The sequence below is a fragment of the Desulfocurvus thunnarius genome (assembly GCF_055390965.1).
Genome location: NZ_AP042411.1, coordinates 3475915 through 3491060 on the forward strand (window position 1 = coordinate 3475915; position 15146 = coordinate 3491060).

At 71.0% G+C, this 15146-nt stretch carries 14 protein-coding genes; 3 read left to right on the plus strand and 11 right to left on the minus strand.

The annotated features are described in order from the left end of the window. Positions 1-44 precede the first annotated feature (44 nt). Positions 45-1388, minus strand: a complete 1344-nt coding sequence (locus ACZ5KV_RS15420; protein ID WP_464240171.1) for an amidohydrolase — start codon at positions 1386-1388, stop codon at positions 45-47. 140 nt (positions 1389-1528) lie between these two features. Between ACZ5KV_RS15420 and ACZ5KV_RS15425 the strand changes: the two genes are divergently transcribed. After that, positions 1529-2317: an alpha/beta hydrolase gene (locus ACZ5KV_RS15425; protein ID WP_464240172.1), complete on the plus strand. Its 789-nt coding sequence runs from the start codon at positions 1529-1531 to the stop codon at positions 2315-2317. An 80-nt stretch (positions 2318-2397) separates the two neighbouring features. On the opposite strand, the gene ACZ5KV_RS15430 is transcribed toward ACZ5KV_RS15425, so the two are convergent. From ACZ5KV_RS15430 to ACZ5KV_RS15475, 10 genes are all read right to left on the minus strand, one after another. Then, complete coding sequence (locus ACZ5KV_RS15430) at positions 2398-3759, minus strand: response regulator (RefSeq protein WP_464240173.1); 1362 nt, start codon at positions 3757-3759, stop codon at positions 2398-2400. A gap of 21 nt (positions 3760-3780) precedes the next feature. Then, the gene (locus ACZ5KV_RS15435) at positions 3781-5307 is read right to left on the minus strand and encodes a VgrG-related protein (protein WP_464240174.1); all 1527 of its coding nucleotides are present in this window, start codon (positions 5305-5307) and stop codon (positions 3781-3783) included. A gap of 322 nt (positions 5308-5629) precedes the next feature. Next, positions 5630-6145, minus strand: coding sequence for a hypothetical protein (locus ACZ5KV_RS15440; RefSeq protein ID WP_464240175.1), 516 nt, complete (start codon positions 6143-6145; stop codon positions 5630-5632). A gap of 36 nt (positions 6146-6181) precedes the next feature. Beyond that, entirely contained in the window at positions 6182-7798 is a 1617-nt protein-coding gene (cimA, locus tag ACZ5KV_RS15445) for a citramalate synthase (RefSeq protein WP_464240176.1), read from the minus strand. Then, positions 7798-9033: an aspartate kinase gene (locus tag ACZ5KV_RS15450; RefSeq protein WP_464240177.1), complete on the minus strand. Its 1236-nt coding sequence runs from the start codon at positions 9031-9033 to the stop codon at positions 7798-7800. Before ACZ5KV_RS15450 ends, cimA begins: the two co-directional genes overlap by 1 nt. 22 nt (positions 9034-9055) lie before the next feature. Continuing rightward, the gene (tsaE, locus tag ACZ5KV_RS15455) at positions 9056-9559 is read right to left on the minus strand and encodes a tRNA (adenosine(37)-N6)-threonylcarbamoyltransferase complex ATPase subunit type 1 TsaE (RefSeq protein WP_464240178.1); all 504 of its coding nucleotides are present in this window, start codon (positions 9557-9559) and stop codon (positions 9056-9058) included. Between the two features lie 3 nt (positions 9560-9562). Next, positions 9563-10021 (minus strand): CBS domain-containing protein, encoded by a 459-nt coding sequence (locus ACZ5KV_RS15460; protein WP_464240179.1) that lies wholly within the window; start codon positions 10019-10021, stop codon positions 9563-9565. Then, positions 10014-11639 carry an NAD(P)H-hydrate dehydratase gene (locus tag ACZ5KV_RS15465; RefSeq protein ID WP_464240180.1) on the minus strand — a complete coding sequence of 542 codons (1626 nt, stop codon included), beginning with the start codon at positions 11637-11639 and terminating at the stop codon, positions 10014-10016. Before ACZ5KV_RS15465 ends, ACZ5KV_RS15460 begins: the two co-directional genes overlap by 8 nt. Beyond that, a complete protein-coding gene (locus ACZ5KV_RS15470) occupies positions 11636-12013 on the minus strand; it encodes a holo-[acyl-carrier-protein] synthase (protein ID WP_464240181.1) in 378 nt (125 codons plus the stop codon). The genes ACZ5KV_RS15465 and ACZ5KV_RS15470 overlap by 4 nt, the downstream gene beginning before the upstream one ends. 8 nt (positions 12014-12021) lie before the next feature. Then, on the minus strand, positions 12022-12747 hold the full coding sequence (locus ACZ5KV_RS15475; RefSeq protein WP_464240182.1) for a pyridoxine 5'-phosphate synthase: 726 nt from the start codon (positions 12745-12747) through the stop codon (positions 12022-12024). 288 nt (positions 12748-13035) lie between these two features. Here ACZ5KV_RS15475 and ACZ5KV_RS15480 point away from each other — a divergent pair, with 288 nt between their 5' ends. Then, positions 13036-14373, plus strand: coding sequence for a UDP-glucose dehydrogenase family protein (locus tag ACZ5KV_RS15480; protein WP_464240183.1), 1338 nt, complete (start codon positions 13036-13038; stop codon positions 14371-14373). 516 nt (positions 14374-14889) lie between these two features. Continuing rightward, the gene (locus ACZ5KV_RS15485) at positions 14890-15132 is read left to right on the plus strand and encodes a TM1266 family iron-only hydrogenase system putative regulator (protein ID WP_464240184.1); all 243 of its coding nucleotides are present in this window, start codon (positions 14890-14892) and stop codon (positions 15130-15132) included. Positions 15133-15146 lie beyond the last annotated feature (14 nt).

The following is a 15146-nucleotide window of genomic DNA, read 5'->3' on the forward strand; positions in this document are numbered from 1 at the left end:
GCCTTGGGGCGCTTTTTTCTGCGGCCCGGGCGCCCGGCGCCGGCTCAGGCCCCGGCGAACTGGCGGCGCACCCAGCGCGCGGCGCCGCGCACCTCGGCCAGCAGGGCCGGGTAGTCCAGTTCGGGCCAGGCGCCGTCGTGGTAGAGCACGCGGCCCTCGACCATGGTCAGGCGCACCTGGGAGCCGCTGGCGGCGTACACCGCGTGGGACACGGGGTTGTACAGCGGCTGGAGCCCGGGTTGGGTCAGGTCCAGGGCCGTCAGGTCGGCGCGCATGCCCGGGGCGATGGCGCCCACGTCGGGCCAGTCCAGGCAGGCGGCGCCCAGGCGGGTGGCCATGTCCAGCACGGTCCGGGCCGGGAGCGCCGTGGGGTCCAGGCGCAGCAGCTTTTGCAGCAGGGCGGCCGAGGCCATCTCGCCGAACATGTCCAGGTTGTTGTTGCTGCACGGCCCGTCGGTGCCCAGGCCCACGGTGATTCCGGCGTCCAGCAGGCGCTGGGCCGGGCAGGAGCCGCTGGCCAGCTTCATGTTGCTTTCGGGGTTGTGGGCCACGCGGGTGCCCGTGTCGGCCAACAGCGCGATTTCGGCGTCGGTCAGGTCCACGCAGTGGGCGGCCAGGGTGCGCGGGCCGAGCAGCCCCAGGGCGTGCAGGTGCGCCACGGGGCGCCGCCCGTGCTGCTCCAGGCACTGGGCCGTCTCGCTGGCGGATTCGGCCAGATGCACGTTCAGGGGCAGGTCCAGCTCCTCGGCCAGGGCCCGGGCCCGTTGCAGCAGTTCCGGGGTGGTGGTGTACACCGAGTGGGGCATGACGATGCAGCCGATGCGCGGGTGGTCGGCGTAGGCGTCGTGCAGGGCGCGGATCACGTCCACGGCCTGGTCCAGGTCCCTGTAGGCCGGGGAGGGGAAGGCGAAGAGCGCCTCGCCCACCCGGGCGCGCAGCCCGGCCTGATCCGCCGCGCGGGCCACGGCCTCCTCCATGAGGTACATGTCGCAAAAGCCCGTGGTGCCGGTGCGCAGCATCTCGGCGCAGCCCAGCAGGGCGCCCAGGTGCACCAGCTCCGGGGTCAGCTTCTGCTCCACGGGGAAGATATGTTGCGTCAGCCACTGCATGAGCGGCAGGTCGTCGGCCAGCCCGCGCATGAGGGTCATGGAGGCGTGGGTGTGGGCGTTCACCAGCCCGGGCATGAGCAGGGCCTCGCCCAGGTCGATGGTCCGCCCCGGCGCCCAGGCCGGGGCGACGCGCGCGCGCGGGCCCACGGCCAGCACGGCCCCGCCGCCCACGGCCACGGCGGCGTCCTCGATGATGGTCCGGGAATCGTCCTGGGTCAGGCAGGTGCTGGCCAGCAGCAGGATGTCGCAAGGCGTGGGGGCGGCAATGGGCGCGGGCACGGGGAAGCCTCCGGGAGCAGGGTTTGCGAAGCGAACCCGAACCTTGTAAAGGAACTCGGGTGCGGCGGCAAGGTGCGTCGCGTCATGCGTGCGGGAACCCGGGGCGCAACGGAAACGGAGCGGGAGCGATGGACGACGGTATGGACAGACCCCTGGCGGGCGGCGCGGCCCTGTGTATCCACGGTTTCGGCAGCACGCCCTTCGAGATGCTCGGGCTGGCCGGGGCCCTGGAGCGCGCGGGTTGCATCGTCGGCACGCCGCTTCTGCCCGGCCACGGCACCAGCCCCGAGGACTGGAACCGCACCGGCTTCGACCACTGGGCCGGGGCCGTGGAGCGTGAGTACGACCGGCTGGCCGGGCTGGCGGAGCGGGTTTTCGTCTGCGGGCTGTCCATGGGCGGGCTGCTGGCCCTGCACCTGGGCGTCGTGCGCCGCCCGGCGGCCATCGCGGCCCTGGCCGCGCCGGTGTTCCTCTACCGGTTCTATCCGCTGGAGATGAGCGACTGGCGGTTGCCGTTTTTGCCCCTGCTGCGTCGGGTGCGGCCCCTGTGGCCCACGGCGCCGGGCGGGGCCGAGTCGCGGCGCATCGCTCCGTGGCAGGGCTACGAGGGCGTCATCGGCCTGGGGGCGCTCGCGGGGCTGATGGACGGGATGCGCCGGGTGCGGGCCCGGCTGGGGGCGGTCACGGCGCCGCTTCTGGCCGTGCATTGCCCGCACGACGCCACGGTGCCCCTGTCCAGCTCCATGACCATCGTGGCCGGGGTGTCCTCCCCGGTGCGGCGCCTGGAGCTTCTGCCCATTGCCGAGCGGGTCACCAGCCGCCACCTGCTGACCACTCACCGCGACACCCGGGCCCGGGTGGAGCGGCTGGTGCCGGAGTTCTTCGCCTGCGGGCCGGAGCTTGCGCAAGGCGCCGCAGGGGCGCCCTGAGCGCCGGGGCGCGGCGCTGTCGGGCGGCGGACCCGCCGGGGCGGGCGGCCCCGCCCGCGCGTGCGGCGTGAACCGGCGGGCTACATGAACAGCATGTCGATGTCGAAGTTGATCACTTCCTTCTTTTCCTCGCGGAATTGCTCCTTCTGACGCTCCTGGGCGGCGGTGAGGATGGCCTTGATCTCCTGCTCCTGCTCGGGGGTCGGGTCCATGAGGCGCACGCCCACGGCGTCCTCGGCCATGCGCGCCACCACGCCCTTGAGGCGTTTGACCTCGGGCCGCGTGCCGTCCTCGGTCAGCTTCAGGATGTCCAGGCGCAGTTCCTCCTCCACGGCGAAGGTGTGCCCCATGGGGCTGAAGGCCAGGGAGCGCAGGCTCATTTCCGAAAGGGTGAAGTGCTCGTCGTGGCCCTTGATGGCCACCAGCAGGTCCGGCACCCAGAAGCGCACGGTGGAGCGCTTTTCCTCTTCCTCCTCCTGGCGCCGGGCGTGGGCCTGGCTGCTTTCGCTCTCGGTCCAGCGCTGGCCGGTCAGGGCCTTGAAGAGCTTGCGGGCCTCGGGAAAGTCGTCTTTGAGCTTCAGGGCCGCGGTGACCTGGTGCCGGGCGCCCTCGCGGTCGCCCAGGCGCAGCAGGGTGTCGCCCAGGGCCAGGTAGTGCGCGGAGTTGTCGGGCTCCACGGCCACGGCGCGCTCCAGCAGGGCCCTGGCCGTGGCGTGGTCGCCCTTGGAGCCCAGGGCTGCGGCGGCCTCGGCGAAGGGGTTGGGCGCCTGGGCGTCGTAGAGCCGCAACTCCTGGTAGATGCCCTCGGCCCCGGCCATGTCGCCCTGTTCGACCATGACTTTGGCCGCCGTATTCATGAAGACCATGTACTGGGCCATGTCCTTCTTGTGCTTGCAGGCCATGGCCAGACCGACGTAGGCCTCGGGGCAGGAGGGGTTGGCGCGCGCGGCCTTGGTGAAGTAGGCGAGGGCGCCCTTGGCGTCGTAGCCTTCCAGGGCCTTGTGGCCCATCTCCAGCAGCCGCGTTTCGGTGCACTGGGCGCTGGCCTTGGGCGCCGGGCGCTGGGCCAGGGCCTTTTTGAGCCGGGCCAGCAGGGTGGCCGAGTCGAAGGGTTTGACCAGGAATTCCGAAGCCCCGGCCTTCATATGGGCCTGGATGATGGCCGGTTCCTTATGCGTGGAGGTGACCAGGAACGGCACCCGGGCCAGTTGCGGCGTTTCGCGGACTTTTTTCAGCAACTGGATGCCGTACTTGCCGCCCACCAGGGCCTCGCAGAGCACGAGGCCCGCCTTGCCCGTGGCCAGGGCATGGGCGGCTGCGGGCAGGTCGCCCACGGCGGTGACGTTCTGGAAGCCGAGCTTGGCGAGAACGGCGACGATGGCCTCGCGGGCGGCCTGGTTGTCGTCCACCACGAGAACGGGGAGATCCTTGAGTGAGGCCATGGCACCCCCGCCAGGGTTGTGCTACATGAACCCGCCCCGCGCAGACAGGGTGTGCGTCTGGCTGAAGGCGGCCCGTTCCAACCGGGCCAGAGCCATGCTCATCTCCCGCTCCAGGCGCGACCGCAGGGCGTTGCGCTGGGAGAGGGGGACTTTCGCCAGGCGGCGTTCCCGCTCGCGGTAGACCTCCGTGAGCAGGGCCTTGCCGAAGTCTCCATTGGCCTGTCTGGCACGCATGCTGGCCGTGATGAAGATGTTCGCCCCTCCGGTGGGGCCGTGATGCACGGCGGTGCTCCAGAGCACCTCGCGGATCACCATGTTCTGGGTCTCGATGTCGAGACCGGTCTGTTCCCGGACGGCCTGGAGGGTCGGCGAGTAGTAGTGGCTGTGGATGAAGTCATCCTGGAGCTTCTCGAAGAGCCGGGGATGTTCACCCGCGATGCGCACCCACTCCCTAGGCATCGGGCCCTGTGTCCCGCCGGTATCCGCCGATCCGGCCATCCGCAGCCGTTGTGCCCACGTCGGCGCCCGCTTGTCCAGATATTTTATGAAGTTTCTGATGGCGCCCTTGCGCGAGGAAAGCTGGTATTTGCCGTAGGACGTGCCCCCGGAGGCGTCGTAGCCCACGGCGAACACCCCGCGCAGGCCGGACTCGAAATGGGCCGAGAGCGCGCCCAGGCTGCGCCGCCGGGCCTCGGCCATGCGCAGGCGGTCCAGGCGGGTCACGGGCGGGGCGATGGCCGAGGCGGGCAGTTCGGCCAGCAGGGCGGGGGCGTCGGCCAGCCCCGGGCTCACGCGGGCGAAGACCGCCGCCAGGCGCCGGGGGTCGCTGGCCGCCGCCAGGAAGGCTTCCTTGTCCTGCGGGTGGAAGGCGGCGGGGTCCACGGGCATGCGGACCTCCGAGCAGGCCACGGCCATGCGCACCGAGTCGAACGCCGCCGGGCCCGAAGCGGGATGCGTCGGGGCGGGCCCCGCCAGGGTGGGCACGCGCAGCAGCGGGTGGCGGTCGGCGTCGGCCAGGAGCAGCAGGTCCTCCTCGCCGCCCAGGAGCAGCGGCCCGGCGTTTTCCGGGGCCATGAGCTGGGCCAGGGCCGGGGCGGCCTCCAGCACCAGGAACTGCCCCGGCAGGGGCGAGCGCGCGTGCATGGCGGGCAGGTAGAGGTCGGCCAGGGTGCGGAACTCCTCGGCCTGGTCGGGGTCCTGGCTCGCGGCCGGAGCTGCGTCTGCCCGGGCCGGGGCCGCCGCGAACCGGGCCGGGCCCTCTCCGGGCAGGAAGATTTTGAGGAAGACCACTTCCAGGGCGAAGACCAGAAAGAGGTAGAAGAACAGCGCCAGGGGGAAGTGCCAGCGGTCCGGCGGGAGCAGCGTGCGCAGCCCGGCCCGGGCGCCCCGGGTCAGTTCGGCCCGCGCCAGGGCCCAGGCCCGGGGCCCCTGGCGGCGCAGCAACGCCGCGGCGGCCAGGGCCGTGGCGCCATGCGTGCCGAAGCGGGCGCGCAGGGCGGCGGCCGGGAAGGGGCGGAGCGGGAGTCGCAACGGGAAGCGCAGGGTCATGCCGGGTTGCCGTGCCTCGGGTGCGGCCCGGCCGCCGGGCGGCGGGGCCATGAAGGTTCGCGTCGGGCCCGGCGTCGGAGTTCCGGCTGCCGGGTGCCGGGTGTGCGCACATCATGCAATATGCGTACCCGGGTTGTCGAGTTTTCCGTGCCGGGTGGCGGGGCGGTTGCGGGCGACGGGGGGGGCGGTCCTTCCGCGTCGGGCCGGGGCGCCGGAAGGCACGGCCCGCGCGTCTTCGGACCCGCGGGCGTGCGTTTCTTGAAAGGCCGCGAAGGCTGCGCGGCCCGCTGCCCGGGGCCGTGTGCTCCGGCGCCGCGCGCCGTCAGGGCACGCGCAGCAGCACCTGATCGCTGCCCGGGCGCTTGCGCAGCACCAGGAGCACCCCGGGCGCGACGCGTTCGGGAATCTCCCCGGCCACGTCGAAGCTCGTGCGGTTCAGGCGCACGGGCACCACCTCGCCTTCGTCGGTCACGGCCAGCAGGGTCAGGAAGGCGTCGTTGGCCAGCACCTCGCGCTCCCAGGCCGGGGCGCAGCCCCAGTCCACGCCCAGGCGGGCGCGCAGGTCGGCGGCGTCCTCGCCGTGGCGGGCGACGCACATGTAGCGGAAGGGGAACTGGAAGAGGTGCGCCGGGGTCAGGTCCAGCTCCTGGGCCGCGTCGCCCAGCAGCCCGGCGGCGCAGTGCATGGCGTTCTCGGCCTGGATGCGGCGCTCGTCGTCCTGGGCGCAGGGCATGACCGGGGCCGAGTCCAGCCGGGTCCACAGGAAGTAGGACAGCACCAACCCCGCCAGGGCCAGCGTGCAGGCAACCCCGGCGGCCAGGAGCCATCGTCGCAGCATGGGCCCGGTCGCGGCCACGGGGTTCCTCCGCCGGGGCTACTCCTCGCGGGCGGGCCAGCGCGCGGAGTCGTCCTTGAACAGTTTGTAGGTGATGGAGTCCACCAGGGCCTCCCAACTGGCGTGGATCACGTCGTAGGAGACGCCGACGGTGGTCCAGGTGTGCGTCTTGTCCTGCGACTCGATGAGCACGCGCACGTAGGAGGCCGTACCGCCCGTGTCGCGCAGGGCGCCCGAGAGCACGCGGACCTTGAAGTCCGACAGGCGCATGTCGCGCACGGCGGGGTAGAAGCGGTCCAGGGCCTTGCGGATGGCGTTGTCCAGCGCGTTGACCTGGCCGTGGCCGGTGGCCGCCGTGTGCTCGACCTGCCCGCCGACCTTGATGCGCACCGTGGCTTCGCTGTAGGGCTCGTCCTGGCCTTCGCGCAGCATGTCCACCACGTTGAAGTGCAGCAGGCGGAAGTACTGCTTGGACAGGCCCATGGCCCGGAAGAACATCAGCTCGAAGGACGCCTCGGCCGAGGAATACTCGTAGCCCCGGCTCTCGCGCTCCTTGACCTCGGCCAGCAGTTCCATGACCGCCGAGTCGTTCTTGTCCAGCTCGAAGCCGAAGCGCCGGGCCATGAACAGGATGTTGCTGCGCCCGGCGAGGTCGGAGAGCAGCACGCGCTGGCGGTTGCCCACGGCCTCGGGGCGGATGTGCTCGTAGGTCTCGGGGTTGCGCAGCACGGCGGAGACGTGGATGCCGCCCTTGTGGGCGAAGGCCGAGTGGCCCACGAAGGGCTGGCGCATGAAGGGCCGCAGGTTGCAGACCTCGGCCACGAAGCTGCTGGCCTCGGTCAGCCCGGGCAGGGCGCCTGCGGGCAGGCAACGGTAGCGCCCGCCGTGCTTCAGCTCCAGGTTGGGAATGATGGAGCACAGGTTGGCGTTGCCGCAGCGCTCGCCGTAGCCGTTGATGGTGCCCTGCACGTGGGTCGCGCCGCATTCCACGGCCTCGACGGTGTTGGCCACGGCGCTTTCGGAGTCGTTGTGGGTGTGGATGCCGAGCGTGGCGCCGGGCAGGGCCTTGCGCGCGGCGCGCACGATGCGCCGGATTTCCGAGGGCAGGCAGCCGCCGTTGGTGTCGCACAGGACGACGGCCGCGGCCCCGGCCTCGTGGGCCCGGCGCAGCACTTCCAGGGCGTAGTCCGCATTGGCCTTGAAGCCGTCGAAGAAGTGCTCGGCGTCGAAGAAGACCTCCTGGAAATGCCGGCGCAGGAAGGCCACGGAATCGCTCACCAGCTCCAGGTTGCGCGCCAGGGGCACGCGCAGGGCCTCGCGCACGTGCAGGTCCCAGGCTTTGCCGAAAATGGTCGCCACCGGGCAGCCCGCTTCCACCAGCGCCCGCAGGTTGGGGTCGGTTTCGGCGGTCTTGCCCGGGGCGTGGGTGCTGCCGAAGGCCGCCACGCGCGCGCGGCCGAGGTCGTAGCCCGCGATCTCGCCGAAGAAGGCCCGGTCCGTCTGGTTGGAGCCGGGCCAGCCGCCCTCGATGTAGTCCACCCCCAACTCCGCCAGCCGCTGGGCGATGCGCACCTTGTCCGCCGTGGAAAGGTTGATTTCCTCGGCCTGGGTGCCGTCGCGCAGCGTGGTGTCGTAGATGGCGATTTTTTTGGTCATCAGCAAACGTTCCTGGTCTTGTCCAGCTCGAATTTGTCGTGCAGCGTGCGCACGGCCAGTTCGGTGTACTTCTCCTCGATGAGGCAGGTGACCTTGATTTCGGAGGTGGAGATCATCAGGATGTTGATGCCCTCGTCGTGCAGGGCGGCGAACATGCGCGAGGCCACGCCGGAGTGCGAGCGCATGCCCACGCCGATGACCGAGACCTTGGCCACGCGCTCGTCGGTGAGCACGTCGGTGGCGCCCAGGCGGTGCTTGATGGCCTCGATGATCTGCAGGGTCTCGTCCAGGTCGGCCCGGGGCACGGTGAAGGTCATGTCCGTGGTCTTGCCGTCGCGCGAGGTGTTCTGGATGATCATGTCGACCACGATGCCCGCGTCGGCCAGGGGCGAGAACAGCGAGGAGGCCACGCCCGGGCGGTCCTGCACGTCCAGGACGGTGACGCGGGCCTGGTCCTTGTCGTATGCGATGCCCGAAACCAGAACGGCTTCCATGCTTTCATCCTCCTGGGTTACGAAAGTGCCGTTGCAGTCCGAGAAGGTGGAGCGGACGTGGACGGTCATGTTGTATTTCTTGGCGAATTCGACGGAGCGGATCTGGAGCACCTTGGCGCCCATGCTGGCCATTTCCAGCATCTCGTCGTAGCTGATCTTCGGAATCTTGCGCGCGGTGGAGCACAGGTTGGGGTCGGTCGTGTAAACCCCATCCACGTCGGTGTATATCTCGCACACGTCGGCGGAGATGGCCACGGCCATGGCCACGGCCGAGGTGTCCGAGCCGCCGCGGCCCAGGGTGGTGATGCGTCCGTGACAGTCCACGCCCTGGAATCCGGCCATGACCAGCACGTCGTGGGTTTCGAGCATGGCGCGCAGCTTGTCGCTGTTGATGCCCAGGATGCGGGCCTTGCCGTAGCGCGAATCCGTCTCCACCTCGGCCTGGAAGCCGAGCAGGGAGCGGGCCTTGAGCCCGGCGTCCTTGAGCAGCATGGCGAACAGGGCCACGGAGACCTGTTCGCCGGTGGACACCAGCGAATCCATCTCCGCCGCGTCGGGGCGCGGCGACCACTGGCGGGCCATGGCGAGGAGCCGGTTGGTCTCCCCGGCCATGGCCGAGAGCACCACCACGACCTTGTTGGCCCCGTCGCAGTGGGCGGAGCGGACCTTGGCCAGCACCTGGCGCATGCATTCCAGGTTGGCCACGGAGGTGCCCCCGAATTTCTGAACGATGATGCCCATGTAGCGTCACTCCTGGGACTGGTTAACGGGCTGGCGCGCCGTAATCGATTTCCAGCGCGCGAAGGGTTTCCTTGGCCTTCTTTCCCGCTGCCGTCAAGACCACCGTGCGCACCGGGGCGCCTTCGGGCCATTCCAGCAGCAGATGCCCGGCGGGCCAGTGGGCGCGGTCCAGATACTGCGCCCATTCGACCACCACCAGCAGCCCGGGGTCGTGCAGGTATTCCAGCAGGGTTTCGTCGGGCCCCAGGCCTTCCAGGCGGTAGAGGTCGAAGTGGGCTGTTTCCGGGTCCGTGGGGTAGAGGTTCATGATGTTGAAGCTCGGGCTGGACACGCGGGCGTCCTCGCCGCCGGGCAGGGCGGGCACCAGCGCGCGGACCAGGGTCGTCTTGCCCGCGCCCAGGCCCCCGAGGAGCAGCACGGCCTGGGCCGGGTCCGTCAGCTCCAGGGCCCGGGCCAGGGCCCGGCCCAGGGCCAGGGTGGCCGCCTCGTCGGGCAGGGTCAGGGTCAGGCTGCGCCCGTCGTCCACGCCTTAGCCCCGGCCGTCCAGCAGGGTGCGCAGGATGTCCTCCTTGCCGATGACGCCCACGAGCTTGTCCTGATCCACCACGGGGATGGTGTGGAACTTGCGGTCCACCATCAGGCTCGCCACCTCGGAAATGGGCGTTTCGGGCTCCACGGTCACGGGGTGGGGCGTCATGGCCTGCTCCACGGTCAGCGCGGCGATGCGTTCCATCTCGCGCTCCACGTCGCGCGTGGACGACAGGGGGATCAGCCCGTCCAGCAGGGTGAAGATGGACGGCAGGCGCAGGGTTTTCTGCTGGGCGACCAGATCGCTCTGGCAGAGCACGCCCACCAGGGCGCCGGAGGCGTCGAGCACCGGCAGGCCGTTGACGCGGGCGTCGAGCAGGGTGCGCGCGGCGGCGCTGATGTCGTCGCCGGGGGCCAGGGTCATGGGGTTGGGGGTCATGATATCCTTGGCTTTAAGCATCGGTGTCGTCCTCCGGGGTGAGTGTCGTTGGAGCGGGTTGCGGAAAATCCTCGAAAGCCGAAAGCAGGGCCCGGGGCAGGGCGGCGGCGATTTCCGACGCCAGGGCCCCGCGCAGGGGGGCCCGGGCCTGCACGGCCTCGCCCGCCAGCCCGTGCCAGTACACGCCCAGGCAGGCGGCCTCGGCGGGCGCCAGCCCCCGGGCCAGCAGCGCGGCGGTCAGCCCCGAGAGCACATCGCCCGACCCGGCCACGGCCAGGGCGGGCACGGCGAAGGGTGCCAGCCACGCGGCGCCGTCCGGCGCGGCGACCACCGTGCCCGCGCCCTTGAGGGCCACCACGGCGCCCAGGCGCGCGGCCAGGGCCCGGGCCGTGCCGGGGCGGTCGGCCTGAACGGCGGCGCTGTCCGCCCCTGTAAGGCGCGCGGCCTCGCCGGGGTGCGGGGTGAGCACGGCGGCGCGCGCGGCCAGCCCGGGCGCTTGCGCCAGCCAGAACAGGGCGTCGGCGTCGGCCAGCAGCGGCGGCAGGTCGGGCAGCGCCAGCAGGGCGCGCAGGAATTCCCCGGCGCCGGGCTCGCGGCCCAGGCCCGGGCCCAGGGCCACGGCGGCGAAGCGCCCCAGGGCCGGGGCCAGTTCGGCGGCCAGGGCCGCGCTCCAGTCGCGGCCTTCGCCCAGGGGCAGGGTCATCACGTCGGGCCGGCCCGAGCGGATTTCGGCGGCCAGAGCCCCGGGGCAGGCCACCGTGGCCAGCCCGGCCCCGCCGCGCAGGGCGCCCAGGGCCGCCAGCAGCGGCGCCCCCGTAAGCCCGCGCGACCCGCCGACCACCAGCACGTGCCCGGCGCGGCCCTTGTGCATCAGCGGGTCGGGCTGCGGCGCCAGCAGGGCCGTGCCTGCCGTGAGCAGGGCGGTGCGCGCCGGAGCGCGGCGGATGAGAAAGCCTGGAATGCCGATGGGTTCCACGTACAATTCGCCCGTCCAGGGCCCGGCCTCGGGCAGGGCCGTGCCCAGCTTGGCGGCCTGGAAGCAGACCGTGGCGTCGGCGCGCACGGCTTCGGGGTCCGGGTGGCCCGTGGCGCCGTCCAGGCCCGAGGGAATGTCCAGCGCCAGGACGAAGGCTTCGCGGCCCAGGCGGTTCACGGCGCCGGTCCAGCCCCGGGCGGCGGGGCGCAGGGGGCCGGAAAAGCCCGTGCCCAGCAGGCCGTCGACCACAAGGTCCGGCGCGGCGCCCGTCCAGTGGGCGCGGGCCACGGCCTCGGGGTCGCGCGCGCCCAGGCAGGCCACGGGCAGGCCCATGCGCCGGGCCAGGCGCAGATTGACCGCCGCCGCGCCCCGGTAGCGTCGGGCGGGCACGGTGTGCAGCACCAATACCTGGGCTCCGGCGTCGGCCAGATGCCGTGCGGCCACGAAGGCGTCGCCGCCGTTGTTGCCGCCTCCGGCCAGCACCAGGGCCCGCAGCCCCGGAGCCGTGCCCAGGATGTCCAGCGCCACGTCGGCGGCGGCGCGCCCGGCGGCCTCCATGAGCACCTCCTGGCGCAGGCCGAATTCGTGGATGGCCGCGTGGTCCCAGGCGGCCATTTCGGCGGGCGTGGGCAGGGGCAGGGCGTGGGGGATGCGGCAGGTCACAGGCTCTCCAGGACGACCACGGCGGCGGCCGTGTCGCGGCCGTGGGTCAGGCTGACGTGGGCCCGCGCGCCGCCCAGGGCGCGCAGGCGCAGGGCCGCCCCGCCGGACAGGCGCAACTCGGGCTGGCCCGAGGGCAGGCGCAGGATTTCCATGTCGTGAAAGCCCACGCCGGAGGCGATGCCCGTGCCCAGGGCCTTGGAGGCGGCCTCCTTGGCGGCGAAGCGCGCGGCGAGGTAGGGCACGGCACGGCCCCCGGGCATGGCCTCCTGCTCCGCCGGGGTCAGGATGCGGCGGGTGAAGCGCTCCCCGAAGCGTTTCAGGGTCGCTTCCACGCGCTCCAGTTCCACCACGTCCAGGCCGAGGCCGACGATCATGGGCTCCCCTACTCGACGAAGGTGCGGATGATGTCGTTCATTTCGCGCACGGCCTGGGAGATGCCCACGAAGGCCGCGCGGGAGATGATGCTGTGTCCTATGGAATATTCATGGATGCCCGGCACCTGGGCAAAGGGCATGATGTTCACGTAGTTCAGGCCGTGGCCGAGGTTGACCTGCATGCCCAGCTCGCGGGCCTGACGGACGGCGGCCAGGATCCGTTCCAGTTCGGCCTTGGCGGCGGCGGGAGTGGCGGCGTCGGCGTAGTGTCCGGTGTGCAGTTCGATGTATCCGGTGCCGGTCTGGGCGGCGGCTTCGACCTGGCGGGGGTCGGCGTCCACGAACAGGCTGGTTTCGATGCCCGCGTCGAGCACGGGGCGCAGGTAGTCGCGGATGAAGGCCGTGCGCCCGGCCACGTCCAGCCCGCCCTCGGTGGTCAGTTCCTGGCGCTTTTCGGGCACGAGGCAGATGATGTCCGGCCGGGTGCGCAGGCAGATGCCCAGCATCTCGTCCGTGGCGGCCATTTCCAGGTTCAGGCGGGTCTGCACCGTGGCGCGCAGCAGGTCGAGGTCGCGGTCCTGGATGTGGCGGCGGTCCTCGCGCAGGTGGCAGATGATGCAGCGCGCCCCGGCCAGTTCGGCCATGAGGGCTGCGGTGACGGGATCGGGCTCTGTGCCCCGGCGGGCCTGACGCAGGGTGGCGATGTGGTCCACGTTGACGGCGAGGGAAGGCATGGTCGTGTCCTCAAAAGGCTTGGGTGGTCTTGATTGATTATCGGTGCGCTCGCGGCGGCCCGAGGGGTCGCCCTTGTGCGGATTCTGCTGAACCCACAGGGAAAGTCAAGGGCAAACGGCCACAAAGACCGCTTGGCGCGCGGAGGCGGTCCGGCCCCGGAACGGCAGCGGACGATGACGCTTGCGTGGCGGCGCGGGGCGGGAGTTGACTAAGCCCCGGGGCGCGACTACCTTTGCGCCGTCGCGGGCCCCCCGGCCCGAAACCGCATACAACCCGAGGACGACCGGATGAATATCTGCATCGTGGGCACCGGATACGTGGGCCTGGTCAGCGCCGCCTGCCTCGCCGAAATGGGCAACGACGTGCGTTGCGTGGACGTGAACCCCGCCGTGGTGGAGAAGCTGCGCGCCGGACGGGTGCATATCTACGAACCCGGCCTGGAGGATCTCGTGACCCGGGGCACCCGCGAGGGCCGCCTGACCTTCACCACCGAGTTGGCCGAGGGCCTGGACGGGGCCCGGGTGGTCTTCATTACCGTGGGCACGCCCAGCCGCCCCGACGGCTCGTGCGACCTGAGCTTCGTGCATCAGGTGGCCCGCCAGATCGGCCGGACCATGACCGCCCCCCTCGTGGTGGTGGACAAATCCACCGTGCCCGTGGGCACCGCCGATCAGGTCCGCGCCCTCGTCGCCGCCGAACTGGAGGCGCGCGGGGCGGCCATCGCCTTCGATGTCGTCTCCAACCCCGAGTTTCTCAAGGAAGGCGACGCCGTGGCGGACTTCATGAAGCCCGACCGCGTGGTGCTGGGCACGGACAACGAGGCCGCCGCCGAGGTCATGCGCGCGCTCTACGCCCCCTTCGCCCGCACCCGCGACAAGCTCATCGTCATGAACGTGCGCAGCGCGGAGATGACCAAGTACGCCGCCAACTGCATGCTGGCGACCAAGATTTCCTTCATCAACGAGATCGCGGGCATCTGCGAGCGCGTGGGCGCCGACGTGCGCATGGTCCGCCAGGGCATCGGCTCCGACCAGCGCATCGGCTACCACTTCATCTACCCCGGCGTGGGCTACGGCGGTTCCTGCTTCCCCAAGGACGTGAAGGCGCTGATCAACACCGCCCGCGAGGCCGGGGTCGAGCCGCAACTGCTCACGGCGGTGGACGAGGTGAACGACCGCCAGAAGCTGGCCGTGGCCAAGCGCGTGGAGCGCTACTTCGCGGACCAGGGCGGCGTTGCCGGGCGGACGCTGGCCCTGTGGGGCCTGGCCTTCAAGGCCAACACCGACGACATCCGCGAGGCGTCGTCGCTGAAAACCGTGGAGTATCTGACCAACCTGGGCATGAAGGTCCGCGCCTTCGACCCCGTGGCGGGCCCCAACGCCCGGCGCGAGCTGGAGGGCAACGCCCTGGCCGAGGTGGTCGAGGCCCAGTACGACGCCCTGCGGGGTGCCGACGCCCTGGCCGTGGTCACGGAGTGGAACCAGTTCCGCACGCCGGATTTCGAGCGCATCAAGGCCGCCCTGCGCGCGCCGGTGCTCTTCGACGGCCGCAACCTCTACAACCCGCGCGAACTGGCCGACGGCGGCTTCGCCTACTTCAGCATCGGGCGCCCCGACCCGGTGTAGGACCGGGCGACCGCAATCCGGGAGCCGGAACACGACCGTGGCGAAAGCCCCCTGCGATGCGCATCGCAGGGGGCTTTCGTCGTGGGTCGAGTGTGAGCATGGGGGCGTTTCCGGTACGGAACGGGCCGCGCCGCGCGACCTGGAGTACGCGGAACAGGCTGCGGCGGGGCCGTTACGGCGGAAACCCGTCCTGCCGGGTGTTCGTAATTTTCGACGCTGAGCACTTGTTTCAATGAAAAGGGCTTTGAACAGTATTGAATTTTAATTTTTGTAATTGAATTGTGTTATAAAAATTTGACACGTGCTACTCTCTGGGGTAGCTTCCTCTCGAAACCATTTTTTCGAGAGAAGCAGCCTGCGGGAAGGGGGATCCAATCCTGAACCTCAGGGCGAGAACGACAGAACTCGCCCTCACCGCGGGCTCCATCGTTTTCTCCCTCTTCGTTCATCCCTTCCTTACGGGGCCCCGTGCCCTGGCGTCTGGCCGTCTTCTCTGGACCATAGGAGGAGAATGCCATGGCCGCACAGCTCGGGGTCGTCGCCCTGTTCATCACCAACCTGTCCCAGGCCGCCCTGCGGGTGAACGAGGTTTTGGCGTGTCACCCCGACATCATCGTCGGGCGGGTGGGCTTGCCGTTCCACCAGCGGGGCGTCAGCGTCGTCGCCCTGGTGGTGGACGGCGACGGCGAGGCCGTGGCCGACATGGTCCGCCGCCTGGACGCCCTGGAGAACGTCACCGTCCATTCCCACACCCTGTAATCTGGAGGAAATCG

Bases quoted from the DNA above. Each gene is read 5' to 3' on its own strand.
- ACZ5KV_RS15425 (WP_464240172.1), top strand. From the start codon at position 1,529: ATGGACAGACCCCTGGCGGGCGGCGCGGCCCTGTGTATCCACGGTTTC.
- ACZ5KV_RS15430 (WP_464240173.1), bottom strand. From the start codon at position 3,759: ATGGCCTCACTCAAGGATCTCCCCGTTCTCGTGGTGGACGACAACCAG.
- ACZ5KV_RS15435 (WP_464240174.1), bottom strand. From the start codon at position 5,307: ATGACCCTGCGCTTCCCGTTGCGACTCCCGCTCCGCCCCTTCCCGGCC.
- ACZ5KV_RS15440 (WP_464240175.1), bottom strand. From the start codon at position 6,145: ATGCTGCGACGATGGCTCCTGGCCGCCGGGGTTGCCTGCACGCTGGCC.
- cimA (WP_464240176.1), bottom strand. From the start codon at position 7,798: ATGACCAAAAAAATCGCCATCTACGACACCACGCTGCGCGACGGCACC.
- ACZ5KV_RS15450 (WP_464240177.1), bottom strand. From the start codon at position 9,033: ATGGGCATCATCGTTCAGAAATTCGGGGGCACCTCCGTGGCCAACCTG.
- ACZ5KV_RS15460 (WP_464240179.1), bottom strand. From the start codon at position 10,021: ATGCTTAAAGCCAAGGATATCATGACCCCCAACCCCATGACCCTGGCC.
- ACZ5KV_RS15470 (WP_464240181.1), bottom strand. From the start codon at position 12,013: ATGATCGTCGGCCTCGGCCTGGACGTGGTGGAACTGGAGCGCGTGGAA.
- ACZ5KV_RS15475 (WP_464240182.1), bottom strand. From the start codon at position 12,747: ATGCCTTCCCTCGCCGTCAACGTGGACCACATCGCCACCCTGCGTCAG.
- ACZ5KV_RS15480 (WP_464240183.1), top strand. From the start codon at position 13,036: ATGAATATCTGCATCGTGGGCACCGGATACGTGGGCCTGGTCAGCGCC.
- ACZ5KV_RS15485 (WP_464240184.1), top strand. From the start codon at position 14,890: ATGGCCGCACAGCTCGGGGTCGTCGCCCTGTTCATCACCAACCTGTCC.